Origin of the sequence: Marinomonas transparens (assembly GCF_016463975.1) — a bacterium.
In the GTDB taxonomy this organism is placed as follows: Bacteria; Pseudomonadota; Gammaproteobacteria; order Pseudomonadales; family Marinomonadaceae; genus Marinomonas; species Marinomonas transparens.
The window spans coordinates 109,935-136,537 of the sequence record NZ_JAEMNX010000010.1; the positions used below are offsets into that span (position 1 = coordinate 109,935).

20 protein-coding genes are annotated in these 26,603 nt (G+C 45.6%); 2 read left to right on the forward strand and 18 right to left on the reverse strand.

Annotated elements, in window-relative coordinates:
* Nucleotides 1-36 precede the first annotated feature (36 nt).
* Complete coding sequence (locus I8J31_RS10285) at nucleotides 37-1,272, reverse strand: multidrug effflux MFS transporter (protein WP_325101195.1); 1,236 nt, start codon at nucleotides 1,270-1,272, stop codon at nucleotides 37-39.
* Nucleotides 1,273-1,348: 76 nt separating this feature from the next.
* On the opposite strand from I8J31_RS10285, the gene I8J31_RS10290 reads away from it, so the two are divergent.
* Nucleotides 1,349-2,299 (forward strand): LysR family transcriptional regulator, encoded by a 951-nt coding sequence (locus tag I8J31_RS10290; RefSeq protein ID WP_199468440.1) that lies wholly within the window; start codon nucleotides 1,349-1,351, stop codon nucleotides 2,297-2,299.
* Nucleotides 2,300-2,375: 76 nt separating this feature from the next.
* Here I8J31_RS10290 and I8J31_RS10295 read toward each other — a convergent pair whose 3' ends face one another.
* The 7 genes from I8J31_RS10295 to chvE all read right to left on the reverse strand — a co-directional run bounded on the left by I8J31_RS10295 (nucleotide 2,376) and on the right by chvE (nucleotide 11,339).
* Nucleotides 2,376-3,881 carry an aldehyde dehydrogenase (NADP(+)) gene (locus I8J31_RS10295; protein ID WP_199468442.1) on the reverse strand — a complete coding sequence of 502 codons (1,506 nt, stop codon included), beginning with the start codon at nucleotides 3,879-3,881 and terminating at the stop codon, nucleotides 2,376-2,378.
* 47 nt (nucleotides 3,882-3,928) lie between these two features.
* Nucleotides 3,929-5,689: an L-arabinonate dehydratase gene (gene araD / locus I8J31_RS10300; RefSeq protein ID WP_199468443.1), complete on the reverse strand. Its 1,761-nt coding sequence runs from the start codon at nucleotides 5,687-5,689 to the stop codon at nucleotides 3,929-3,931.
* A complete protein-coding gene (locus I8J31_RS10305; RefSeq protein WP_199468445.1) occupies nucleotides 5,686-6,471 on the reverse strand; it encodes an SDR family NAD(P)-dependent oxidoreductase in 786 nt (261 codons plus the stop codon). The genes araD and I8J31_RS10305 overlap by 4 nt, the downstream gene beginning before the upstream one ends.
* Nucleotides 6,468-7,451 carry an AraD1 family protein gene (gene araD1, locus I8J31_RS10310; RefSeq protein ID WP_199468447.1) on the reverse strand — a complete coding sequence of 328 codons (984 nt, stop codon included), beginning with the start codon at nucleotides 7,449-7,451 and terminating at the stop codon, nucleotides 6,468-6,470. Before araD1 ends, I8J31_RS10305 begins: the two co-directional genes overlap by 4 nt.
* Before the next feature lie 12 nt (nucleotides 7,452-7,463).
* Nucleotides 7,464-8,666 carry a multiple monosaccharide ABC transporter permease gene (gene mmsB / locus I8J31_RS10315; RefSeq protein WP_233402696.1) on the reverse strand — a complete coding sequence of 401 codons (1,203 nt, stop codon included), beginning with the start codon at nucleotides 8,664-8,666 and terminating at the stop codon, nucleotides 7,464-7,466.
* 13 nt (nucleotides 8,667-8,679) lie between these two features.
* A complete protein-coding gene (mmsA, locus tag I8J31_RS10320; RefSeq protein ID WP_199468449.1) occupies nucleotides 8,680-10,203 on the reverse strand; it encodes a multiple monosaccharide ABC transporter ATP-binding protein in 1,524 nt (507 codons plus the stop codon).
* A 77-nt stretch (nucleotides 10,204-10,280) separates the two neighbouring features.
* Nucleotides 10,281-11,339, reverse strand: coding sequence for a multiple monosaccharide ABC transporter substrate-binding protein (gene chvE / locus I8J31_RS10325; protein WP_199468451.1), 1,059 nt, complete (start codon nucleotides 11,337-11,339; stop codon nucleotides 10,281-10,283).
* Nucleotides 11,340-11,634: 295 nt separating this feature from the next.
* Here chvE and I8J31_RS10330 point away from each other — a divergent pair, with 295 nt between their 5' ends.
* A complete protein-coding gene (locus tag I8J31_RS10330; RefSeq protein WP_199468453.1) occupies nucleotides 11,635-13,221 on the forward strand; it encodes a cation:proton antiporter domain-containing protein in 1,587 nt (528 codons plus the stop codon).
* Nucleotides 13,222-13,284: 63 nt separating this feature from the next.
* Here I8J31_RS10330 and I8J31_RS10335 read toward each other — a convergent pair whose 3' ends face one another.
* The 10 genes from I8J31_RS10335 to I8J31_RS10380 all read right to left on the reverse strand — a co-directional run bounded on the left by I8J31_RS10335 (nucleotide 13,285) and on the right by I8J31_RS10380 (nucleotide 26,487).
* Complete coding sequence (locus tag I8J31_RS10335; RefSeq protein ID WP_199468455.1) at nucleotides 13,285-13,452, reverse strand: DUF6435 family protein; 168 nt, start codon at nucleotides 13,450-13,452, stop codon at nucleotides 13,285-13,287.
* 47 nt (nucleotides 13,453-13,499) lie between these two features.
* On the reverse strand, nucleotides 13,500-13,736 hold the full coding sequence (locus tag I8J31_RS10340; protein ID WP_199468457.1) for a DUF1289 domain-containing protein: 237 nt from the start codon (nucleotides 13,734-13,736) through the stop codon (nucleotides 13,500-13,502).
* A 151-nt stretch (nucleotides 13,737-13,887) separates the two neighbouring features.
* Nucleotides 13,888-15,309 carry an FAD-dependent oxidoreductase gene (locus I8J31_RS10345; protein ID WP_199468459.1) on the reverse strand — a complete coding sequence of 474 codons (1,422 nt, stop codon included), beginning with the start codon at nucleotides 15,307-15,309 and terminating at the stop codon, nucleotides 13,888-13,890.
* Nucleotides 15,310-15,415: 106 nt separating this feature from the next.
* Nucleotides 15,416-19,867, reverse strand: coding sequence for a glutamate synthase large subunit (gene gltB, locus I8J31_RS10350; protein ID WP_199468461.1), 4,452 nt, complete (start codon nucleotides 19,865-19,867; stop codon nucleotides 15,416-15,418).
* A 469-nt stretch (nucleotides 19,868-20,336) separates the two neighbouring features.
* A complete protein-coding gene (locus I8J31_RS10355) occupies nucleotides 20,337-21,893 on the reverse strand; it encodes an SPOR domain-containing protein (RefSeq protein WP_199468462.1) in 1,557 nt (518 codons plus the stop codon).
* A 30-nt stretch (nucleotides 21,894-21,923) separates the two neighbouring features.
* Entirely contained in the window at nucleotides 21,924-23,030 is a 1,107-nt protein-coding gene (gene aroB, locus I8J31_RS10360; protein ID WP_199468464.1) for a 3-dehydroquinate synthase, read from the reverse strand.
* Nucleotides 23,030-23,578, reverse strand: a complete 549-nt coding sequence (aroK, locus tag I8J31_RS10365) for a shikimate kinase AroK (RefSeq protein WP_199468466.1) — start codon at nucleotides 23,576-23,578, stop codon at nucleotides 23,030-23,032. Before aroK ends, aroB begins: the two co-directional genes overlap by 1 nt.
* A gap of 42 nt (nucleotides 23,579-23,620) precedes the next feature.
* On the reverse strand, nucleotides 23,621-24,784 hold the full coding sequence (locus I8J31_RS10370) for a secretin GspD/PilQ domain-containing protein (protein WP_199468468.1): 1,164 nt from the start codon (nucleotides 24,782-24,784) through the stop codon (nucleotides 23,621-23,623).
* A 43-nt stretch (nucleotides 24,785-24,827) separates the two neighbouring features.
* Nucleotides 24,828-25,544 carry a hypothetical protein gene (locus I8J31_RS10375; RefSeq protein ID WP_199468469.1) on the reverse strand — a complete coding sequence of 239 codons (717 nt, stop codon included), beginning with the start codon at nucleotides 25,542-25,544 and terminating at the stop codon, nucleotides 24,828-24,830.
* Complete coding sequence (locus tag I8J31_RS10380) at nucleotides 25,516-26,487, reverse strand: hypothetical protein (RefSeq protein ID WP_199468470.1); 972 nt, start codon at nucleotides 26,485-26,487, stop codon at nucleotides 25,516-25,518. Before I8J31_RS10380 ends, I8J31_RS10375 begins: the two co-directional genes overlap by 29 nt.
* Between the last annotated feature and the right edge of the window lie 116 nt (nucleotides 26,488-26,603).

Genomic DNA, 26,603 nt, shown 5'->3' on the forward strand with positions numbered 1-26,603 from the left:
GATAGCATTATACGCTAATCAGGTGACAACTTTGTGCTATCTGTCTAAATTTCCAGAAGAAGATCTCGTTGCAAACACTAGGCAAGCAATCGCAATACAAGAAAAAACCAAGAAGCCAGCCGCTAATGGTGTCAGGGTAAAGTGATAAAACAGGCCCACAGTGACAGACAAAATAATGGCAATAAAACTCGATAGCGACGAAATGATAGAAGCCCCTAATCCTGCCGTCTGCCCCAGTGGTTCCATGGCCATGGCATTGACATTACCAAACACCATGCTAAGGCAAGAAAACAACACCATGCAAATACCCATAAAAAGGTGAAAGGGCGGCACACCGTCAAATGACCACACCACCACTAGCAATAAAAAAGACAGGCTGATCATGATCATCAAGGCGCCATAAACACAGCGCTTCATACCGATACGCATAACAATCTTTGCATTAAAAAAATTCACCAGACTTGAGCCAATCGCTAACAGAGCAAAATACAGCGGAAAGCGTTCCCCCACTTGATAAATGTCCTGAAAAATAGACTGAGCTATACTGATGTAGAACATCACACAAGCAAAAACACAACCTAACAATAGGGTAAAGGCCATCACATCACGGCGAGAAACAATTAGGTAGGTATTTTGAGCAATCTGTGAGAAGACGAAAGGCACACGCTTCTCTTTCGGCAGGGTTTCAGGCTGACGCAACCACATCCAAATGCTGGCAATCAGGGCCTGAGCAATCAGCACAGCAAAAACCCAACGCCAACTGCCCAGCAGCATAACAAGCTGTCCCAAAAAAGGCGCTAACAAGGGCACAAGAATAAAGATCATCATCACATAGGACATGATGCGCGCCATAGCAGCGCCCTTATACATATCCCTAATCATCGCCCTAGAGACGATTTTCGGGCCCGATACTCCCAGCCCTTGGATCATACGTCCCACTAATAACATCGTCAGGGAAGACGCCAACAAAGCAATAAACGAACCGATAATGAAGATCCCAACACCCAGAAAAATACTTTTTTTACGCCCCAACGTATCGGATAAAGGGCCAAAGACAATTTCACCAAAAACCATGCCGAACACCATTGCCGAGATAATCCACTGGGTTTGCTGGTAATCCTGAATATTCAGATCAGCAGCTATATGGGAAAAAGCCGGCAATATAGCGTCCATACTCAATGCCGTTAACGACATCATTAAAGCAAATAGCGCGATAAATTCTTTTTCAGGTAAATAGTCTGTAGCACTGGTGGCTTTTTTAAATATCGACACTAAACCAACATCCTTATAATGTATAAAATCGTTTCAGGTACTATAACCCTTAACAAGAATAACAAATGAGAAAGCAATGGATATAGGTCTAGCCAAACACTTAAAACTCAATCAGTTACGCTTAATCTCGGTGATTGCTGAGCACGGCCAACTGAGTATTGCCGCCGATGAAATGGCGATGACACAACCCGCTGCATCGCGCATGCTGAGCGAAATTGAACAAACCATTGGCACCCGTTTATTTGTTCGTCATGCCAAAGGCATGGAGCCTACCTTAGTTGGCCAAGCCGTAGCACGCCGAGCCCATAACCTCTTAGTAGAACTACGGGATCTTGCCCGCGAAGTAGACGAACTCAAAGCGGGTGGTGGTGGCACCACAGCCATCGGCGCAGTAACAGGTGCGGCCGTGGGGTTCGTGATTCCAGCAGTACAACAATTACGTGCGATTTCGCCAAAAGCTGAAATCGACATTAATGTGGATACCAGTGATATTCTCGTACGTGACTTGATAGCGGGACATAACGACTTTGTACTCGCTCGTATCCCAACACAATATGACGCCAATGAATTCGAAATCTGCCCTGCTCGCACGGAATCTGTCACCCTAATGGTGCGTCAGGACCATCCACTGGCAAGTCTTGATAAGGTTAGCGTTCATGATTTAATGCACTTCGAATGGGTTATGCAATCTCACCGCGCGCCAATACGCGAAGCCGTAGAAGCGGCTTTCATGGAAGAATGCGCTGAGCTCCCTATCAGTATCACCAACAGCACCTCCCTACTCGCATTGCTGGCTATTTTAGTTTCTTCCAACGCCATTGCCCCTATCGCCAGTGAGGTCAGCGAATTGCTCATTGGAAATAAAGTTCAAGCCAATCTAAAAGCCTTAAAACTGGACCGCACCATTACCATGAGCCCTTATTATTTATTACAGATGCGTGGTCGACAGTTATCCCCCATTGCCAACCAACTTAAGCGTTTGGTGCTGGCGGAGTTAGAGCAAAAACCCATCAGACCAAACATATAAAAAAAGCGAGCCCTACTTTTTAAAGCAGAGCTCGCTCAACGGCTCATGGTGACACTAAGCCCAGGAGGATAATCAACTAACCAACGAGGTCTTTCGGTAACAAGGCCGTTGGAATGTTTTGATAACACACTGGTCTCAAGAAGCGACGAATCGACAAAGTACCAACGGAAGTGGCACCAAAGTTCGTCGAAGCAGGGTAAGGCCCACCGTGAACCATGGTGTCGTTTACCTCTACGCCTGTTGGGAAACCATTTGCCAACAAGCGACCCGCTTTACGTTCCAACACTGGCAATAATTTCTGACAAGCCTCGTGATCGCCATCATCTAGCTGAATAGTACAAGTCAATTGACCTTCCAAATGGCGAGCCAATTCAACCATTTGCTCAGTGCTCTGGGCTAAGACAACTAACCCCATCGGACCGAATACTTCCTGATGCAATGACGGGTTATCAAGCCAAGCTTGACCACTCACCGTAAACAAATTAGCTAATGCAGTACGGCCTTCACTCTTGGTATGAACAAGGCTGGTTGCTGGTGATTCTGCAAACGCGGCGATACCAGAGCGATAAGCATCGGCAATGCCATCCGTCAACATGGTTTGCGCTGGTGTATTTTCCAACGCAGAACTCGCTGCTGCCATCATGGTCTTTGCGTCTTCGTTATCTAATACGATGGCAATACCCGGATTAGTACAGAACTGACCTGCACCCATCGTTAAAGAAGCCGCCCAGCCTTTGCCCAATTCCTCACCACGATTTTTCAGCGCTTCAGGCATCACAAACATGGGGTTTACTGAACCTAATTCCCCAAAGAAAGGAATCGGTTCCGGGCGCGCTGCACACAAGTCAAACAAAGCACGACCACCCGCTAAGCTACCAGTAAAGCCTACCGCTTTAATAAAAGGATGCTGCACGATCGCTTGACCCACTTGGCGATTGCCACCTTGAATAAGGGAAAAAACACCGTCTGGCATGTTGCAGGTTTTGATTGCGGCAGCAATCGCTTGAGCAACGATTTCACCTGTTCCAGGATGAGCAGAGTGTCCTTTAACGACGACAGGGCAGCCTGCCGCTAATGCCGCTGCGGTATCGCCACCCGCTGTAGAAAACGCCAGTGGGAAGTTAGAGGCACCAAACACAGCAACAGGGCCAATAGGACGTTGCACCATGTGCATTTCTGGACGAGGTAAAGGCGCACGCTCTGGCAAGGCTTCATCAAAACGGCGATCTAAATACTCACCCGATAGAATATGCGTCGCGAACAAACGAAGCTGACCAACGGTACGACCACGCTCACCTTGTAAACGCGCCGCAGGTAGACCACTTTCTTGCACGCCAATTTCAGTTATAGCATCGCCTCTTGCGTCAATTTCATCGGCAATGGCATTCAAAAATGCCGCACGATCTTCACGAGAAGAATAACCGTAAACGTCAAATGCCGCTTCAGCTGCTTGAGCTGCGGCTTCTACATCCGACACTCGCCCTACTGCGAATTCATGGGAAGGCCCTGTGGACGGCTCTGAAGAAAATGTCTTATCGCCTGAGACCCATTTACCTGCAATAAAGTGCTGTCCCGTTAACATGTGTATCTCTCCTCATCGTCTTTGCATTATGAATGTTTGACAGCCATTTAATGACTGTCTTTTGGTACATCAGATCCACGGCAGCCTTTTAAGAAATCAAAATCGGCTCCTGTATCCGCCCCTTCCACATGATCATGGAATAATTTTATGTAACCGCTCTTAGGCGGTTGCAAATGGCTTTCCCACGCGGCTAAACGTGAGGCCATTTCTTCGTCGGAAATGTCCACATGTAAGCGACGATTTTCGACATCAAGTTCTATCATGTCGCCATTTTGAATCACCGCCAGCGGACCACCTGCTGCGGCTTCTGGCGTGGTATGTAACACAACAGTACCATAAGCTGTACCCGACATTCGTGCATCGGAAATCCGTACCATGTCTTTAATGCCCTTGCGTAGTACTTTTGGCGGCAAGCCCATGTTGCCCACCTCCGCCATCCCCGGATAGCCTTTTGGTCCACAGTTTTTCAGCACCATGACGCAGTTTTCATCGATATCTAACGCTTCGTCATTGATCTTGGCTTTGTAGTCATCAATGTCTTCAAATACCACCGCACGGCCTCGGTGCTGTAATAAATGAGGCGACGCCGCAGAAGGTTTCAGCACCGCGCCTTTCGGAGCGATATTCCCTTTTAGAACGACAATACCACCTTTTTGTGTCAATGCTTTTTCAACCGGTAAAATAACATCGTCATTCCAATTTTGAACGTCTTTCACTTCGTCCCAAATAGATTGACCCGATACTGTAATGGCACTCTTATGTAACCTTCCCGCTTCGGCTAGATGCTTAATAACAACGGGCAAACCACCCGCATAGAAAAATTCTTCCATCAAATATTTACCTGATGGCATCAGGTTCACTATGGTCGCAATGTTTTGGCCAAGTTTATCCCAATCATCCAAATCCAAATCCACGCCGACTCGACCCGCAATCGCGAGTAAATGAATCACCGCATTGGTAGAACCACCAATGGCTCCGTTCACACGGATCGCGTTTTCAAACGCTTGACGGGTCAGAATATCGGACGGTTTTAAATCGTCTTTGACCATGTCCACAATACGACGACCAGTAAGGTGCGCCATCACTCGACGACGGCTGTCTACCGCTGGAATCGCTGCATTCCCTGACAAAGCCATACCCAAGGCTTCCGCCATGGACGCCATGGTGCTTGCGGTTCCCATGGTGTTACAACTGCCCGCCGAGCGAGACATAGATTGTTCAGCCTCAAGGAAATCTTCTTTGGTCATTTTTCCGGCTTTTATGTCTTCCGACATTTGCCATAACGCCGTCCCAGAACCCACCCGCTCACCACGGAACTGCCCATTCAACATAGGGCCGCCTGAGACCACAATGGCGGGAATATCCACACTGCATGCGCCCATCATCAAAGCCGGAGTGGTTTTATCACAACCCGCCAGTAAAACCACACCATCAAGCGGATTGGCTCGTAGTGCTTCTTCTACATCCATCGCTGCCATATTACGATACATCATGGCAGTTGGTCGAAGTGAGCTCTCACCAACTGAAAACACAGGGAACTCTAAAGGCAAACCACCCGCTTCATAAATACCATGTTTAACACGATCAGCTAATTCACGAAGATGGGCATTACAAGGTGTAAGTTGCGACCATGTATTACAAATACCAATCACTGGTCGGCCATCAAATAGATCGGCTGGCAAACCTTGGTTTTTCATCCAACTGCGATGGTAAATATGATCTCGTGATGTTCCACCAAACCACTCAGTAGAGCGCAGTTTACGCGGCCATTCTTTTGGCACGAACGTGTTTTCCTTAAGCTCACTCATACCCAACCTCCATCCACAATAAAGTTTTGCGCCGAGCACATAGCTGCCGCATCTGCCCCTAAAAACAACGCCATGTTCGCGATGTGCTCAGGCAGTACTTTTCCAGCGAGGCATTGGCTTTGTTTGATCTTTTCTTCCGCCGCATCATCGACCCACAAGCGAACTTGCTTTTCAGTCATTACCCAACCAGGCACCAAGGTATTTACACGAATACCAAAGCCGCCTAAATCTCGCGCTAAGGAGCGAGTTAAACCATGGGTGGCGGCTTTGCATGTGCCGTACGTTGGATAACCCGCTGTGGCCATCATCCATCCTACAGAACCGAAATTAATGATCGATCCACCACCCGTCTCTCGCATCATTGGCGCCACGGTTTGTGCGGCAAACATGGCGTGTTTAATGTTTACCCCAACCAGTTCGTCAAAGCGTTTTTCGGTTAAGGATTCCAACGAGTGTCGAACATCATTAGCGGCGTTATTCAGCAACACACTGATCGGGCCAAAGGCGTCAGCCGCTGCGCGAATCTTTGTTTGATAGTCTTTAATCTTGGTAATATCACAAGCCTCAAAGCGCACCTGATAACCTTCTTTGGTTAAACGTGCCGCCAGTTCGCTACCAGCCTTTTCATCTAAATCAACAAAGGCCGTTTTCGCACCTTGTTTGGCATAGGCTTCTACAATGGCCGCACCAATACCGGTTGCACCACCCGAAATAAACACTGAGCGGCCTTTTAAATCGGGATAACTGGCTGTTAACGGGCCATCGGATTCTGCCGTTTTCATAATGACATCACCTCGACAATAGGTGATTCATTTGAAGCTTTTGCTTCTTCCCCTAGGGCATTGCGCAAAGGCAAACCAAAGGTAGGAGAAGCAATTTCAAACACGTCGCCTTCTTGGGTCTTTACTCCGTCAGCAAAAGACAAGGTTGCCGTGCCGAACATATGCACATGTAAATCGCCCGGTTGACGGAAAATCGAATATTTAAAATGATGATGCTCTAGATTCTTAAGGGTGTGAGACATATTGTCCTCACCAGACAAGAAACCTTTTTCCCATAAAGTCGCTTCGCCACGCTCAATACGTGAATGCCCTTCTATGTGTTCTGGCAATTCTCCTACCAAAAGCTCGGGCCCGAATGACGCTGGACGAAGTTTTGAATGGGCTAAGTACAAATAATTTTGACGTTCCGTCACATGATCAGAAAACTCATTCGCCAAGGTATAGCCGATGCGATGAATTTTGCCGTCGTCACCCACTAAATAAAAACCAGCAATTTCTGGCTCTTCACCCCCATCTAAAGCAAAAGACGGAGAAGGCAAAGCATCACCCGGTGCAATCACGCCCGCACCATTGCCTTTATAAAACCATTCTGGCTGCACACCCGCTTGACCTTCTTCTGGCTTGCCGCCTTCTACACCCATTTGGAAAATTTTCATGGAGTCCGTTAATTCTTCACTTTTTGCGTGCATGGCATTTCGCGTTGCCGCCGAACCAAGGTGAGTTAAACCGGTTCCTGTTAAATACATGTGTGCAAGATCAGGATGACGAACAGGGCAATCTAAACGATTATTTTTTGCCAACTCGGCTAAATCGATCTTCTCTCCTAATCCATGATTTTCAATTATTTTGCTTAACGACACACTTTGAGCAACCGCCTGTTGGGCTAATTCATAAACACTGAACGCATTGTTTACTAAAAAGGCCTCTGTATCTTGACGACAGACCACACCACCTTGTTTGATTTGAGATAAAAACAACATATCGATTCTCCCCTAGCGTGCTTTTTGTTTGTTGTAGACATCGAAAATAACCGCTAGCAATAAGACCAAACCTTTGATCACTTGCTGCCAGTCAATCCCGATACCAAGAATCGACATGCCATTATTCATGACACCCATAATGAAGGCTCCAACAACCGCACCTATGACTTTACCCACACCGCCAGTCATCGACGCGCCGCCAATAAATACCGCAGCGATCACATCGAGCTCAAAGCCAAAACCAGCTTTTGGTGTTGCGGTGTTCAAACGCGCCGCAAAGATCAACCCTGCCGCCGCTGCGAGCATGCCCATATTGGCAAAGGTTAAAAAGGTCAGTTTTTCGGTATTTATCCCTGAAAGTTTCGCGGCTTTTTCATTCCCGCCTAGGGCATAAATACGGCGACCAATTGTGGTGCTATTAGTGACAAAAGTATAAAACGCCACCAATACCGCCATGATCATCAAGACATTGGGAAGACCTCGGTACGTTCCCAACAAATAGGTTAGATAAATAATCGCACTGGCGATCAAGGCATTTTTGACAATGAAGAAAGAAAATGGCTCATCTTGAATGCCATATTTCAAGGCACGAGAACGAGAACGAGCGGCTAGAAAAGCGATTGCCAGTGCTGCCAAAACACCTAACACCATAGCGGTCACATTAGGACGACCCACACCAAACACGTCTGGGATAAAGCCAGTACTCAATAACTGAAAGCTTTTTGGAAACGGTCCAACGGATTGACCTGCAAGTAACGCCAACGTCAGCCCACGAAACACCAACATACCAGCCAATGTAACGATGAAGGCAGGTATACGCCAATAAGCGATCCAATAGCCTTGTAAACCACCGATAATTAGACCGACAACCAGACAAACAGGCACCACGACTATCGTTGGTAAGTCATAATTTACTGACATAACCGCCGCAAGGGCCCCAATAAAGCCTGCAACCGACCCCACCGACAAATCGATATGACCCGCTACAATCACCAGCAACATACCAATTGCCATAATGATGATGTAGCTGTTCTGTAAGAATAAATTCGTTAAGTTGACTGGGCGCATCAAGGTGCCTTCAGTCAAAAATTGAAACATCGCCATAATCACGACTAAGGCGATTAACATGCCATAGTCACGCATGTGAGATTTTAGATAATTCGCCACAGACGGAGCTGGTTGAACCTCTGTCATTGCTTCTTTTGTTGTACTCATTTGCTTACTCCGCTTAGGCTTTGACTATCATCGACATGATTTTTTCTTGGCTAGCATCTGCTTTATCAAGCTCACCAACCAAACGGCCTTCATTCATTACGTAAATACGATCACACATGCCCAGTAACTCTGGCATCTCTGAAGAGATCATCACCACCCCTTTGCCGTCATCGGCAAGCTGGTTGATGATGCTGTAAATTTCAAACTTCGCCCCCACGTCAATACCGCGAGTCGGTTCGTCTAGAATCAGTACATCGGGCTTTGAATAAAGCCACTTACTCAGCACAACTTTTTGTTGATTGCCGCCAGACAAGTTCATTACTTTTTGAAATACACTTGGGGTGCGTACATTGAGCGCTCGACGATAGTCTTCCGATACTTGGCGCTCCATGTTTTCATCAATCACCCCATGGGAAGACACCCGTTCTAAATTCGCTAACGTAGTGTTGGTCAGAATGCTTTCTTCTAGAATCAAACCCAGTTCTTTCCTGTCTTCAGTGACATAAGCCAAACCATTGGCAATCGCCTTTGGTACAGTCGATACATCCGCGTCTTCTCCACGAAGCGTCACCTTACCGCGAATATTTTTACCGTAACTTTGACCAAATAAACTCATTGCCAATTCCGTTCGACCCGACCCCATTAAGCCAGCAATACCGACGACTTCACCGGCATGAACATTAAATTCAATATCATGAATAATTTGACGCTCTACCGTTTCAGGATGCCAAACATTCCATTCTCTAACCTGCATCAGGGTTTCACCCAGCTTAGTTTCACGAGACGGGTAACGGTTTGCTATGTCTCGGCCCACCATGTCTCGAATGATGTCTTCTTCACTGATCGATTGAGCATGGCAGTCTAAAGTGGACACAGAAGCCCCATCACGAATGACCGTAATGCTGTCAGCAACCCGGCTGATCTCGTTTAGCTTGTGGGTTATCAAGATGGAGGAAATGCCCTGCTCTTTAAATTCAAGCAACAAATCGAGCAGCTTGGCACTGTCGTTTTCCTGCAATGCCGAGGTTGGTTCATCAAGAATTAACAGCTTCACATCTTTTGCTAAGGCTTTCGCGATTTCTACCAGCTGCTGCTTACCCACGCCTAACTGACCTAATAGGGTAGAAGCCGATTCTTTAAGGCCCACTTTGGCAAGTAATTCTTGTGTTCGAGAAAAGGTTTTCGGCCAATTTATAACGCCGTTTTCCACATTTTCATTACCCAAGAATAAGTTCTCTGCAATGGATAAAAGCGGCACTAAAGCCAATTCTTGGTGAATAATAATGATGCCATTTTCTTCGCTGTCCGAGATGCCTGAAAAAGCCATTTTTTGATCATTGAATAAGATATCGCCTTCATAGCTGCCATGTGGATACACACCACTTAGCACTTTCATTAAGGTCGATTTACCTGCGCCGTTTTCCCCTACTAAAGCATGAATTTCACCGGCACGAACTTTGAGATTGACACTGTCGAGTGCTTTCACACCTGGAAACGTCTTGGTAATGCCGCGCATTTCCAAAATAATATTTTCCATAAGAAGCCCCATCAGCGGATGCGTTATCGCCACATCCGCCTTTTATTGTTTTCGTTAAAAGGGTAAATCAAGAAGGTTTACTGAATTTGATTGCGCTTGTAATAGCCACTGCCCAATAACACTTCTTCCCAGTTCGACTTATCGACGGTTAAAGGCTCAAGCAAATAACTTGGTACGATTTTGTAACCATTGTCATAGGTTTTGGTATCATTGATTTCTGGCTTCACGCCACCTAATACAGCTTGCACCATATTCACAGTCACGCTTGCTAAGACACGGGTGTCTTTAAAAATCGTTGAGTATTGCTCACCCGCAAGAATGGATTTAACCGATGGCACTTCGGCATCTTGCCCGGTTACCACTGGCATTTTCATACCACCAGAGCCATAGCCAACGCCTTTTAGCGAAGACAAAATACCAATAGATAAACCATCATAAGGCGACAAAACGCCATCAATTGTTTTATTGGTATAGTGAGCGGACAATAGGTTGTCCATTCGCGCTTGAGCGACTGAACCATCCCAACGCAATGTGCCTACTTTTTCCATACCCATTTGACCCGATACGATGTTGATGTCACCGGCATCTATCATAGGTTGTAGAACAGACATGGCACCGTTGTAGAAGAAGTACGCATTATTGTCATCAGGAGAGCCACCAAATAACTCTACGTTATAAGGGCCTTTGCCTTGTTTTTTCATGCCGCTAACTAAGGATTTAGCCTGCAATACACCCACCTTAAAATTATCAAAGGTAGCGTAGTAATCGACATAAGGGCTGTTTTTGATCAGGCGATCATAAGAAATAACTTTAATGCCAGCGGCATTCGCATTTTCTAACACATTCGATAGCGTGGTGCCGTCAATGGCAGCAATCACCAAGACGTTTACCCCTTTCACTATCATGTTTTCAATTTGAGAAAGTTGATTCGGGATTTCATCTTCAGCGTATTGCAAATCCACTTTATAGCCAGCGTCTTTAAATAGCTGCTCCATGGAAGCCCCATCGGTAATCCAACGGGCGGAGGATTTGGTTGGCATGGCGATGCCAACATATTCTTTTGCCAATACACTGGCGGTACTTAAAACACTTGCAACCATGATAGAACCAGCCACAATCTTCTTAAAGTAGTTCATTAGCTTCTCCTGTCACGACCAAATTTACGCTGCGGATGAGCGTATTCGGTTGGCCGAGTATCGTTTGTTATCTTTATTTTTTTGAGCCAATTAGGCCTTAAAGGACCTGTGCTAAGAGTAGAATCATTACATATACCATTCAAATAGAATAAATGTCATAGAACATACCATTTTTGGCATGACGTAATATTTCGTTACCACAACCTAGGAAAAAGCATTATCAGCTGCGCCTTGAACGCAAATTTCGTATGATGAAAGCACGCTTTACTCGCCCTGTTTCAATTAGAAGGACCCTATGGAATTTATTTGGCTCTTGTTTGCATTTGTCTGTGGACTGGCAGTAAAAATCGTTAACCTACCACCACTGATTGGCTTTCTTTTAGCCGGCTTCTTGCTCAATTATTTAGGCCTAGAGCCCAGTAGTTCCTTGGATTCTCTCGCCAATATAGGCATTACCCTGATGTTATTCAGCATCGGCTTGAAACTGCATGTAAAAGACTTACTCAAACGTGAAGTATGGGCCTCTACCTTAAGTCATATGGGAATATGGACACTGTTGTTCGGTGCCATCGCCCTATTACTTGGTACACTCAGCTTGCCATACTTTGGCCTACTGGATTTCAAAACCGCCGCATTACTGGGTTTTGCCTTAAGCTTTTCCAGCACCGTTTGCATCATGAAGCTGCTGGAAGAAAGTGGCGAACTAAAAACCCGTCACGGTCAATTATCCCTTGGCATTCTGGTCATGCAGGATATCGTCGCGGTTATTTTTCTGGTCGCGGCGACAGGTAAAATCCCTTCAATTTGGGCGCTAGGGCTATTTGGCTTGTTATTGATTCGACCTATTTTCAACAAGGTACTCGATAAAGCGGGTCACGGAGAAATGCTGCCATTAACAGGGCTTTTCCTCGCACTCGGTGGCTATGAATTATTTTATCTGGTGGGGGTAAAAGGTGACTTGGGGGCACTGATTTTCGGCATTTTGTTAGCCTCTCATTCAAAAGCGTCAGAGCTCAATAAATCACTGATGAACTTCAAAGATTTATTCCTGATCGGTTTTTTCCTATCGATTGGTTTTACCGCCTTACCGACGCTCAACATGGTGGGTATCAGCCTAATCATCACCTTAATCATTCTGGCCAAATTTGCTCTTTTCTTTGGCTTATTAACCCAACTCAAGCTTCGTGCACGGACTTCCTTCTTATCCGCTATGATTTTGTCGAATTACAGCGAGTTCGGCTTGATTGTGGTGGCCTTGAGCGTGGCAAACGGCTGGATTGCTAAAGATTGGCTGGTGATATTAGCACTTGCTGTGTCTTTTTCTTTTGTTATTACGAGCGTGCTTTATCGACTATCACACCGGTTATACCAAACAAACAAAGAAACTATCCGCCAATTCGAGAGCGACAAATGCTTAACTGAAGATGTGTTCACCCAGCCAAAGAATGCCGAAATATTGGTGATTGGTTTAGGGCGAGTAGGTCGAGGGGCCTTTGAATCATTAAAAACCCTCGCAGGTAAAAACATTATCGCGGGCATGGATGCCGATCAGAACCGAATTAAAGCAATGCAGGACGCTCAAGAAAACGTCTTCTATGGGGACGGTGAAGACGCCGATCTATGGGAGCATTTAGATACCTCGGATATTCGTCTGGTATTGCTCGCCTTACCTATCGCGGAAGACAGTACTAATATCGCCATCCAGCTGCGCAAAGCCAACTACCAAGGTCAAATCGCCGCCATTGCCCGGTACCAAGACGAGCGCGAAGATTTACTGGCTTCAGGCATAAACAACGTCTTCAACTTCTACACGGACGCGGGTACCGGCTTCGCGGAAGAAAGCCTAACCTTGATTCATTCCGTAGAAAAAAACACAGCGTAAAATAAAAGTGCGGAGCCATGGAGCTCCGTATGCTTAAAATCCATCACAGTCAGTAACGCAAGGTTAACCTTTCGCTAATTCTATTTTTGCCCTAATTTCCTCTGCTTGTTCTGTCAGCTCCGAATAAAGTTTGATATCGCCGCTGCGTTGCGCTTGCATGGCTTTTTCCAGTAGCACACCATATTCTTTATCGAGCTTTTTGATCGGATCAGATTTTAGAAAAGAAAACATGGTTATCCTTTGAGGTTATTTTAATGAGGTACTGATTAATACGCAGATTAATTCAATATGGATGACTGTGAAGTGGGTGACGCTGAAATTATTTGATTTTTACGAGCAAACTGACGTTGCTGTGCTTTTTCTAACGTATGTAACTTTTGCTCTTCATCGTCGGAATGCCAACTGAGTATTTCTTGTAAACTTCGAGCACAACCTAAACAAATATCTTGATCATCTAAACAACATTGTCGTACGCAGGGGTTGGCGGTAGGCATGGCAACGTCCTTATTCATCATAATCAAATCACTAAAGAGTATAGACCATCAATGGAATGTTACCGCTATGCTGAACACATAAAAAAACACCCATTGGAATCAATAGGTGTTTTTGAGTTTTATCAGTTACTAAAATCCATTTAACAATGGGTGGTATTGGTAACGTAAAGTATCAAACGTCTAAAAAGTCCATGATGCCTTCAGCCGCTTTACGACCTTCATCAATGGCAGTTACCACAAGATCCGAGCCGCGAACCATATCACCACCAGCGAAGATTTTTTCGTTTGTGGTTTGGAACCTATACTCACCTTTACTCGGCGCAACGACACGGCCACGGGCATCGGTTTCAATGCCAAATTTTTCGAACCATGGCGCAGGGCTAGCTTGGAAACCAAAGGCGACAAGAATCGCATCAGCAGGAATGATTTGCTCACTGCCTTCGATCACTTCTGCCGAACGGCGACCATTCTCATCTGGCTCACCCATTTTTGTTTCAACCACCTTAATGCCTTCCACTTTACCGTCACCAACAATTTCCACTGGCTGGCGGTTAAAAAGGAACTGTACGCCTTCTTCTTTGGCGTTGGTGACTTCTTTACGAGAACCGGGCATGTTTTCTTGGTCACGACGGTAAGCACAAGACACGCTTTTCGCCCCTTGACGAATCGCAGTACGGTTACAGTCCATCGCCGTATCACCACCACCTAAAACAACGACTTGCTTGCCTTTTAGGTTGATGTAATCGGCTTCGTCTTCTTCGAAGTCTAGGCAATGATTCACATTGGATATCAAATAATCTAAGGCATCATAAACACCCGGAAGATCTTCACCTGGGAAGCCACCTTTCATGTATTTGTAAGTTCCCATGCCGAGGAAAACAGCATCGTACTCTTCTAATACATGTTCAAACGGCACGTCATCACCCACCGACGTACCCAAGACAAATTCTACCCCCATCTCTTCAAACACTTCACGGCGACGTGTCATCACAGATTTTTCTAACTTAAATTCTGGAATACCGAAAGTTAACAAGCCGCCGATTTCTGGGTATTTATCAAACACCACAGGCTTGATGCCATTGCGTACCAATACATCGGCACACGCCAGACCAGCAGGGCCAGCCCCAACAATCGCAACGGTTTTGTTAATGGGCTCTACATTAGACATATCGGGACGCCAACCTAATGCAAAGGCGGTGTCGGTAATGTATTTTTCTACCGAGCCAATGGTTACCGCACCAAAGCCACCTTCACCAAGGGTACAAGCCCCTTCACACAGACGGTCTTGTGGACAAACACGACCACATACTTCAGGTAACGAATTAGTCTGATGGCTTAGCTCTGCGGCTTCTAAAATACTGCCTTCGCTAACCAGCTTAAGCCAGTTAGGAATGTAGTTGTGTACAGGACATTTCCACTCACAATATGGGTTACCACATTCCAAACAACGATGGGCCTGCCCTTTGGCACCAGTTTCTTCAAACGGTTTATAAATTTCGACGAACTGACCTTTACGCGTAATTAAAGGCTTTTTCTTCGGATCCTTACGATCCACTTCGACGAATTGAAATGCATTGTTCAAGCGCTCAGACATAAGCTGCTATCTCCTGTGGCCGCTTGCGAACAAGCGGCGCTTCTCTCAAATGGGTCAAACTGATTCATTAATGGTGCTGATTCATCCCAGCATCACAACAGCGTTTTTATTCCGGACGTTGGCGAGTACTGGCCAATAGTGCACCTAAGCTCGCCGCTTTTGGTTTCACCAGCCAGAACTTACCAATGTAGTCGTAGAAGTTTTCTAGGACTTCATGTCCCCATTCGCTATCAGTTTCTCGAACATATTCCTCAATCACAGAACGAAGATGCGAACGATATTCTTCGGTTAATTCCGTGCCAATACGATGTATTTCCACCAACTCGTGGTTATATTTGTCCACAAAGGTGCGATCTAAATCGAGCACATAAGCAAAACCACCTGTCATGCCCGCACCAAAGTTGTAACCCGTGCTCCCCAGTACCGTCACCATACCGCCAGTCATGTATTCACAACAGTGATCACCCGCGCCTTCAATGACCGTATGAGCACCAGAGTTACGCACCGCAAAGCGTTCCCCAGCGGTACCAGCAGCAAACAACTTACCGCCGGTTGCACCGTATAGGCAGGTGTTACCAATGATCGCCGATTTTTGCGATTCGAAACGTGAACCACGAGGTGGGCGAATCACCAATTTACCGCCTGTCATGCCTTTACCAACGTAGTCGTTCGCATCCCCATCTAGGTACATGTTCAGACCACCCGCATTCCAAACACCAAAACTTTGCCCTGCGGTTCCAGAGAGTTTCAACGTAAGCGGCACATCTGACATGCCTTGGTTACCGTAGCGTTTGGCAATTTCACCCGATAAACGCGCCCCAATAGAACGGTCACAGTTGGTCACTGGGAATTCGAACTCGCCCCCTTCTTTTTCTTCAATAACGTCTTTTACGGTATCCCACATTTTCAAGGCCAGTAGACCTTTGTCATGTGGTGGATTGAAGGCAACTTGGCAATACTGAGGTTTATCTGCCGGGATCGCATCGTTAAACAAAATAGGCGATAGATCTAAATTTTGCTGTTTTTCTGTTTCACCCGGTAACAGAGCCAGTAGATCAGTTCGACCAATCAAATCTTGCAACTTAGCAACACCAAGCTTCGCCAACCATAGACGCGTGTCTTGTGCCATGAAGCGAAAGAAGTTCTTGATCATCTCTACCGTACCGATAAAGTGATCATCTCGTAGCTGTTGATCTTGAGTTGCGACACCCGTTGCACAGTTGTTTAGGTGACAAATACGCAAGAATTTACAGCCCATTGCCACCATGGGGGTCGTACCAAAACCAAAACTTTCGGCCCCTAGAATGGCCGCTTTCACCACATCATAACCGGTTTTCAAACCACCATCGGTTTGTAAACGGATATTGCCACGTAGGTCATTAGAACGCAGCGCTTGTTGCGCTTCGGCAAGGCCTAGCTCCCATGGAGAACCCGCATGACGAATAGAGGTCAGTGGCGATGCCGCTGTACCGCCGTCGTAGCCAGAAATCGTAATAAGGTCGGCGTAAGTTTTTGCAACACCCGCAGCGATGGTTCCGACACCCGGTTCAGATACCAGCTTCACAGACACTAGGGCGTCTGGGTTCACTTGTTTCAAATCAAAAATCAGCTGAGCCAAATCTTCAATAGAGTAAATATCGTGATGGGGTGGCGGTGATATTAAGGTCACACCCGGAACCGCATAGCGAAGGCGAGCAATCAGTCCATTTACCTTACCACCCGGCAGCTGACCACCTTCACCCGGTTTCGCACCCTGCGCCACTTTGATTTGTAGCACTTCTGCGTTCACTAGGTATTCTGGTGTCACACCAAAACGACCAGAGGCGATTTGTTTGATCTTAGAGCGACGCTCGGTCCCGTGACGAGCAGGGTCTTCACCACCCTCACCTGAGTTTGAACGACAGCCTAGTTCGTTCATCGCTTGCGCCAATGCTTCGTGAGCTTCTGGCGACAAAGCACCTAGCGACATACCAGCAGAGTCAAAACGAGGAAGAATGTCTTCAACTGATTCAACATCGTCAATCGAAATAGAGGTAGCCTTATCTGATAAAGCAAACAGGTCTCGCAACATAGAAGCAGGGCGAGTGTTTACAAGTTCGGTGTATTTGCTGAAGTCTTCGAACTTTCCACTGCCTACCGCCGTCTGTAGATTACGCACCACATCTGGGTTAAAGGCATGGTATTCCGCATCATGAACGTATTTAAGATAACCGCCCTGTTGAATCGGCTTGCGTAATTTCCAGGCATTGTTCGCCACTGACGCTTGCTCACGTTGGAAATCGATAAAATTCGCGCCTTCAATACGGCTAGAAACGCCTTTAAAACAAAGCTCAACCACATTGTTCGATAAGCCAATCGCTTCAAACAATTGTGCACCACGATACGAAGCCATGGTAGAAATACCCATTTTAGAGAGTATTTTCATCAAGCCTTTGTTAATACCCTTACGATATTTCGCGTGGCAAGCAATCGGGTCACCCAACACTTCGCCTTTATCAATCATGTCGTTAATCAAACGATACGATAGGTATGGGTAAACCGCTGTGGCGCCAAAGCCGAGTAACACAGCAAATTGATGAGGGTCACGGGCAAAACCTGTGTCTGCAATGATATTAGAATCACAACGCAGCCCCACTTTGGTCAAGTGGTGATGAACGGCCCCTACCGCCATAGGCGCAGGAATTGGTAAACTCCCTTTTGCTAGGTCTCGGTCAGTTAATACGAGAATAACCGCGCCATTTCTCACTTCTTGCTCAGCTTTCACTTGCAAGTTTTTAATGGATTCTTCTAAGGAAGAGACTGCTGGATCATAGTTGGTATCTAAACGCACTAGGCGAAATCTATGATCATTCATCGCCAATAAGCGGCTAAACTTACGTGGCGACAACAAAGGCGACGATAGGATAATACGATTAGCGTGTTTTGGTGTTTCTTCGAATAAATTACGCTCTACACCAATACAGGTTTCTAACGACATCACAATCGATTCACGTAATGGATCGATGGGTGGATTGGTTACTTGGGCAAATTTCTGACGGAAATAATCAGATACTGGACGAGTCTGACTAGACATAACGGCCATAGGTGTATCATCACCCATGGAACCTACAGCCTCATGGCCGCTTTCGGCTAATGGACGGAAAATCTGCTCCCGCTCTTCAAAAGAGACTTGGAACATCTTCTGGTAGGTCAGCATTTCGTCTTTAGTGAAAGGTTCAAACTCTTGCGATGATTCCACCAAGATGGTTTCAATTCGAATCCCTTCTTGCTTCAACCACTTTTTATAGGGATGCATCGCTTTAAGGCGATTATCAATATCATTCGTGTGTAAAACCTTGCCATTTTGTGTATCTATGACCAGCATTTGCCCCGGTCCAACACGACCTTTAGACACAACATCTTCAGGTTTATAATCATAAGTGCCGATTTCAGACGCTAACGTAATAAAGCCATTTTTGGTGATTACCCAACGGGCTGGACGCAAGCCGTTACGATCCAACATACAAATCGCATGACGACCATCGGTCATTACCAAACCCGCTGGGCCATCCCATGGTTCCATATGCATCGAATTGTATTCATAGAAAGCACGTAACTCTGGGTCCATGTTCTCTACGTTTTGCCATGCTGGTGGAATGATCAAACGCGCCGCACGGAAAATATCCATACCGCCAGTGACCAAGATCTCCAGCATATTATCCATGGAAGAAGAGTCTGACCCCGTGAGGTTTACTAACGGTTGCAGGTCTTGCAGTTCAGGGATGAGAGGAGAACGTAACTTACTAGCACGAGCCAATGCCCAGTTGCGGTTACCCTCAATGGTGTTGATCTCACCATTGTGTGCCAACATGCGGAATGGCTGAGCAAGTGGCCATCGAGGCAAGGTATTGGTAGAGAAGCGCTGGTGGAAAACACAAATCGCTGTTTGCAGTTTTTCATTGCCTAAATCTTTATAAAAAACAGGCAGATCCACTGGCATCATCAATCCCTTGTATGACAATACCTTGTCAGACAAAGAACAAACGTAGAAATTTTCGTAATGGGCTAAAGCGATTTCCGTTTGACGACGAGCGACAAACAAGCGTGTCGCAAAGGTACGGGCATCCATACGATTACTATCGATAAACACTTGTTCAATTCGTGGCAAACATTCTTCTGCAATTCGACCAAGACAAGAGGCATCCGTCGGCACGTCACGCCAACCAACAACATTCAATTCTTGTTCTTCCAATTGCTTGGTTAGGACCGCACGCTGCTCTGTCGCTAACGCTTCATCTTGATCCAAAAACACCATGCCGATGCCATATAAGTCCGACAAGGTATGGCCAAATAAGTTAACCGCTTCACTGCGTAAAAAAGCATCTGGCTTCTGTATAAGAAGACCACAGCCATCACCCGTTTTTCCATCGGCAGCAATACCGCCACGGTGTGTCATACATGTCAAAGATTCTATGGCTGTTTTAAGCAGCTCATGACTGGTGTTGCCTTCCATATGGGCAATTAAGCCAAAGCCACAGTTGTCTTTGAACTCGCCAGGACGATAAAGGCCTGCATTCATACACCAACTCCCAAAGTTGAAACGTAAAATAATATGATCTGAATTTGAGTATCCGGATGGCTGGGCGCTGAAGCGTAAAAAATCGCTTCGAGAATGATTACTATTTACCCTAAAGACCATCAAAATGGACGGTCATACTACCTCGCAGGTGCCTACTACTCAAATCGATAGCAGGCTGTTTTATGTTACTTTTGTGGTTTTTAAAGGGGGTTTAGCAGTAAATAACTGCGTGTGAGAGAATTATCTATGGTTGGAGTTTTTTCAAACAGAAAATTCCACTGTTCATCGATGTTTTTCAGAGAATTATGGTGAATTTTACTAAATTTAGTCCGTTTAGATAAAAATTGACGAAACAAGACAAAGATCAACCCTGCGATGGTCTGTTTCTTCATTTATCAAAGTCATTGAGCACACGCAAAAGTATCCCGGCGTGTCCGACAGCAAGACTAACTAGCTGTAAAGAGGCCATTTATTGAACCTTTTTAATGTCATCCTGTATGCCACGGGCATTACGAGCCCAAGGATTTAAATCACGGATATCTTTAGGCAGGGTTTCGGCGGCGGCAATCGCTTCACTACGGTTACGATAAACTCCATACACCACAACAAACCAATCCTTGCCGTTATGTATTGACTTAAAATACCCAAAAGCATCAACACTACCCTGATCACGAATGAACTCTTTAACCGTACTCTGATTATGAGTTCCCAATAGTTGCAAAGTGTAGCGATTAGGGTTTTGCGTTAACCACCATTGGGTTTTATCAAAGGGGTCTGTTTCCGTTTTCAGTTCAGTCTTTTCACTAGGAACGACAGTCGGAGCAGCCACTGGAGGAACAGACTTAGGTTGTGGTGGCGCTTCTGTACGAATAGGGACTTCAGCACGAATAGGAGCGGTAGTCACTGTCGGCGCAATGACCGCTGCCACTTTTGACTGTTCGGTGTTTGCCGGTTTCACTTCCGGTTCACCTATGCCCGTTGGTATCGGAGGCAAAATAATGTCACCGCCTTGACCAATTTTACGCTGCATAGCATCAATACGAGCAATGGTTTCAGCGGAGGATTGCCCTTGTCGCGGACTAAGGGGAATCACATTAGAGGTTCTGTCTGTCACCACAGGCGTTTTTTCATCATCTGAATCATTAAACAAAACGGCCATCAAAATACCTAACATGACGACAGACAACATGGCCATATGGGCTAATGGAAAGCCCAACGCAAGATTAAAACGCCCACCAGCCTTTGCTGATTTCCCACCATTACCCATTATCTTTTGTGCAATCTGGTTAATCGCTCCCGGATAACCACCAGAGTCTTGGTGAATTTGTTTAATCTGTTTCTCATCGAAAGGCAGGTTAATACCACCACCAACAGCACGAACTCGATGCAGCAAATAAGCTCGTGTTTGCTCTAAAGAATAAGGCGCTAAAGTCAGAGTATGGCTAAGTTGCTCATAACGAGCCCCTTGATAGGAATCCAGATTACGCGCTAAAGAATATTCACTAAATAGAGCAACATGAGGCACGGTTTGATTATCGGTTGCTAGAGACATCATATCCAACAACATGCTAATGGCGTCGGTATGTAATTCTTGAGCATTATCTATCAAGATAAGCGCCGATTGACCTTTTTCATCTAGATCATGGGAAAACTTAAGTAAAGGGCCAAAGGTGGCCTCATTAGGCGGTTGAGTGAAGTGCCCTGCAAAACCTGCATAAATAGCCTGCAACAGCTGACCAGCAGTCATCAATATAGTGCCCTTCACATGGCTGATCACAGTCGAGTCATCTTGATGACGAGCAAATTCCATCAAAAAACGGCTTTTTCCACTACCCTGTGGGCCTTGAATAACAGATAATAAATTGCTGTATCGACTTAAATGCTCAAGTAAAGCCAGTTGTTGATTACCCTCTTCCGAAGCAAAGTAAGCAGAAGTATCTTTCGAGCCAAAAGGGTCTCTCAGCGTTGCTTTAGGCGGCTGATTTAAGGCATCTTCTAGGTCAAACGAAAAGTCAGACTTCGGCATACTCGTCCTTCAACAATAATTACAGGAGTGCTAAGCAAGACTGGCTTGCTTACTCACCTCAAGCGCGTCTAACAGGCACGCATTAAAATCGTCCATCGGAAAATCCGACGTGACTATCGCCTCACCCATACTACCGAGCAAAACCAAACGCAGGCTACCGTCTAACACTTTTTTATCCAGCACCATACGCTCGATAAAACTTTCCAACGTCATCTCAACAGGAGGCAAAATAGGCAGTTTAGCGGCTTCAAACAACGCCACAGATCTGCTTACGTCCTGTTCAGTCAAATTTCCCATACGCCAAGATAAATCAACGGCTAAAAAGCAACCTGCGGCCACTGCTTCACCATGTAACCACTTGCCATAACCCATCTCAGTTTCAATCGCATGACCAAAAGTATGACCAAGATTTAAGATAGCACGAATGCCGCCTTCTTTTTCATCCTGCGCAACAACATCGGCCTTTGCTAAACAAGAACGATAGATAGCCTCACTGATTTTGTCGTTATCAAGCGCCATCAGCTGATCCATTTCTTGCTCAAGCCAATCAAAAAACTCAGCATCACAGATCAAACCATATTTAATAACTTCCGCCATGCCCGCAGACAGTTCTCGCTGGGGTAAGCTTAATAAAGTTTCAGTATCAATAATCACTGCTTGAGGCTGATAAAAAGCCCCAATCATATTTTTACCGAGGGGGTGATTCACTCCGGTTTTACCGCCAACAGATGAATCTACTTGAGATAAAAGCGTAGTTGGCACCTGGATAAAGGGCACGCCTCGTTGATAGGTTGCCGCCGCATAACCAGCCATATCGCCCACAACACCACCACCTAACGCAACAATAGTGGTCGTTCGATTATGCTTAGCTTCTAATAATGCCGTCATAATGCTGGCATAAGTATCTAGCGTTTTATAGGTTTCACCATCCGGTAAAATGCAAACATCAACTTTATAGTCTGTCGATAACATGGCGACCATGGCATCTAAATACAAAGGGGCGATAGTTTCATTAGTCACTATCATCACTTGTTTGCCATGAATGGCCTTATCAAATAACGCCTTTTGCTGGCGAATGCCACTACCTATGTAGATAGGATAGCTACGTTCGCCTAAATCAACGTTTAATGTACGCATTATGATTCTGTTTTCTCCATTGTCAGATGACGCTGTATAGCATCAACTAGTTTATTAACGACATGCTTAGGATGACGCGAGTCAGTTTCAACAATAAGCGTTGCAACTTCCCGATAAAGAGGATCACGTACAGCAAATAGTTTTTTGAGAGTGGCCTTAGGGTCACCGGTTTGCAGTAGAGGACGATGACTACTTTTAGAAGTGCGATGTAATTGCTGAGCAACTGAGGCATATAAATACACCACTAGAGCATCATTACGGAGAATGCTTCGATTCTCCTCACGCATCACAATACCGCCACCTGTTGCAAGAACCATATCACTGGCATTTTCTTGCACCATGGTTTTTAACACTTGCGTTTCGCGTCTACGAAAGCCGTCTTCACCTTCTTTGTCAAAAATCCAGGGGATGTCGGCCCCTGCATTTTCTTCTATGACTTTATCTGAGTCATAGAACTCTTTGCCCAGAGCTTGCGCAAGTAAACGGCCTATCGTCGTTTTACCAGCACCCATCGGGCCCACTAAAATAATTTTTGGGGCTTTTATCATTGAATTCAATTACATCGAAATTAAGCAGGTTTCGGCCGCAGCCTAGTTAACTGACATTTGTAGCAGCTTTGGTGTAATAAATACAAGTAATTCAACCTTTTCTTGCTGCTGAGACGTCCTTTTAAACAAAGCACCCAACAATGGAATATCACTAAATATGGGAACATGGCTTTCAGACTCAATACGTTCTTCTCTAAAAATACCACCTAACACCAGTGTTTCTTGGTTCTTTACAACCACCTGAGTATTCAAGCGATTGGTCTCCAAACTCGGCACCCCATTCACCAGATCACCGACAAAATCTTGATGAATATTCAGCTCTAACAAGATTTGCCCACCCTCTTTAACAAAAGGTGTCACCTCTAACATCAATGCCGCTTGGCGGAATTCAACATGCACATTATCGTCACTCACAGTTTGATAAGGCACTTCCGTTCCAGACTCAATACGGGCAGGCTGCCCCTCCGATGTCACTATTTTCGGTTTCGACAATATATTCGCCATGCCTTCGCTTTCTAACATATCTAAGGTAAAAGCCAATAGACCAGAACCGCCATTCAGATCTGTAGACAAGCTAGAAGTCGGTGCCAGCGCACCCAAATCAATTGCCCCACCAACAGAAGAGCGCACACCATCCGCTAACTGGGCCTGCCAGTTCACTCCAAACTGAGATTGAGCAGAAGTACTGACTTGGGCTATCTGTGCACTAATTTCAATTTGCCTAAGGGGAATATCCAACCAAGCAAGGGTGGCTTGTAACCCCTCCATTGACCGACAAGCATAAGTAATAATCGAATTAGTCCTATCATCGACAACCAAAGAAACAGGAGGATATAGAGTTTGCAAATGCTTACCAACAACACTTGCCTTAGCATGTTTCAGCATCCAGTAAGAACGTTGACAGCTCACTTCCTCTGGGGATTTTTTGTTAGGCATCAAAACCGCCACATTGCCCTGCCAACGCAGCTTAATATTAGGTTGCTGCGCCACGGCTTCCATCACCTCCTTCCAGCTAGCATCCTTAATAGATAAGGTCAGAACCTCATCAATTTCCGGGCTCATTACCAAGCTTTCATGCATTTGCGCCGCTAACCAAGGCAACACCTCTTGCAACGAACGGGATTCAAAAAGCACGTCCATGGCTTGACTGAGTCGAGGCAACAACAGAAAACTAATCAATACTAAACAGCGAGTAACTTGAATCATTTTCTTCTCCCTTTCTTCCTCACGTCCACTACAAGCAAGAGCATTAGTTTGCCTTTTCAATATTCTCTGCTTGCATGGTACTGAGCACTTCTTTCTTACCATCCTTTGTAATCAAAGTAATCCTGTCATATAACACCTGATCAACCGTCATTGCGGCTTGAGGCAACCAATCCCCTTCACTCACCCAACGCTTTGCTTGCTTGTATTGTAGTAAAGCCGACGCCTGATTATCCGTATGCAAAATCGAAAGCAACTTCCACTCTCGCTCAGCAAAACGACCAGTATGTGATTGAATAGGTAACCAATAATGGGACGCTATACCTTTACGGGGAGCCAGAACATCAAACGATAGATGTCCAAACCAGTTACCATCAAATCGATTTTGCCAAACAACAGAAGAAAGCTTTAAAGCAACCTGTTCTTCGACGTACTCAAGTAAAGTTTGCCACCTGACTAAAGAAGCACCGCCTTCAACCCCCCATTGTCTTGGCACGCCTTCCTTAGAAGCGATCACCTGATGAGATACCCACTCGTCAGTGATGAAAGACGAAGACTCTAATTTTTGCGCCTGATAAAGCGCTTTCTGCCAGTTTTTTATCGCCCGATTCTTAAGCCTATTCTGATAAGTAACCTCTTGGTAAGCATTATTCAGGAAGGGGTACCAAGCAGCCAACTGCAGCACGATCAAAAGAAACACAATCGAAGGGGTAATAGGAAAGCAACGTTGAACATCAATTTTTAGAAATCGAAATAGCCACATCGACAACCTCTTCTTGCCCTCCAGATAAGGGCTCATCAGAACTCAACCGTTCCATCTTCCACTGCCATTCCGGCTGTTTTTCACGCCATGAATCTAACAATAAAGCAGCGTCATCTTCTGCTAACGTTAACATCACCACTGCCGTTAACGCATTGCCTTCGACAGAGTTCAAACGCACCGATATAGGTAACCCCTGCGTTAGCTTTAACGCAATATCTGACGCACTATGCAGGGAATCATTCGACGACCAACTGGACTGCGTCACCATGATTTGTTGACGCTCAAACAGTACATCACGAGATTGCTTATTCCAGCTATCAAAACAAAGATAAGCAATAAGGTTAACTAGTAAACTAATAGAAGCTAAACAAGCAATAAGCCGCCTAAACTCCTGACGCTTTTCTTTTTCAGGCTGATAAGCCTGTAAAGATTGCTGCACGAACCAGCGCCAAGGTTTTTTCTCTCGTTGTGCATTTAGCCACTGTTTATGTGGCACCAATAGGCAGCTCATACCGCGCTGTTTAAATGGCGAACAAAACAAATCTGCCTGCTCCCCCGTACAGGTAAACACCATTAATCGAGTATGTTGACCTTGTACTACTTTCTGTCGATAACTAAAACGTAGATTTTCTGGCGGGGCGAAGGCATCTTCCACAGCATAGGTCAGCGCGACTAACGGCGCCAACTTAGGAGGAATAAGGTGATCTACTTCATGCTCAGAAATGGATAACCAGTCATCAGGCACGACCACTACCACATTTTTTATTCTTTCATTCTGTTCAGAAAACAGCCTATTTTGCATCGCCTCAATTCGTGATGCATCAGGAACAAGCGCATCACCCGGCGGTAACAAGCCGCTTGCTATAGGCACTTTGTGGGAATCAAATAGACTGCATTGTGTCGTAGAGTAAACAGCGACAAAAAACGAAGAAATAAGTGTCATAATTCATCCTTGAAGTAATCAACATAAAATGTATAGCTGTATCTGTCTTCCTGACATGCTCATTCGCAAGATAACACGATTTACTACAAAGTAACCATCTACTCTAAGGCGTTCTA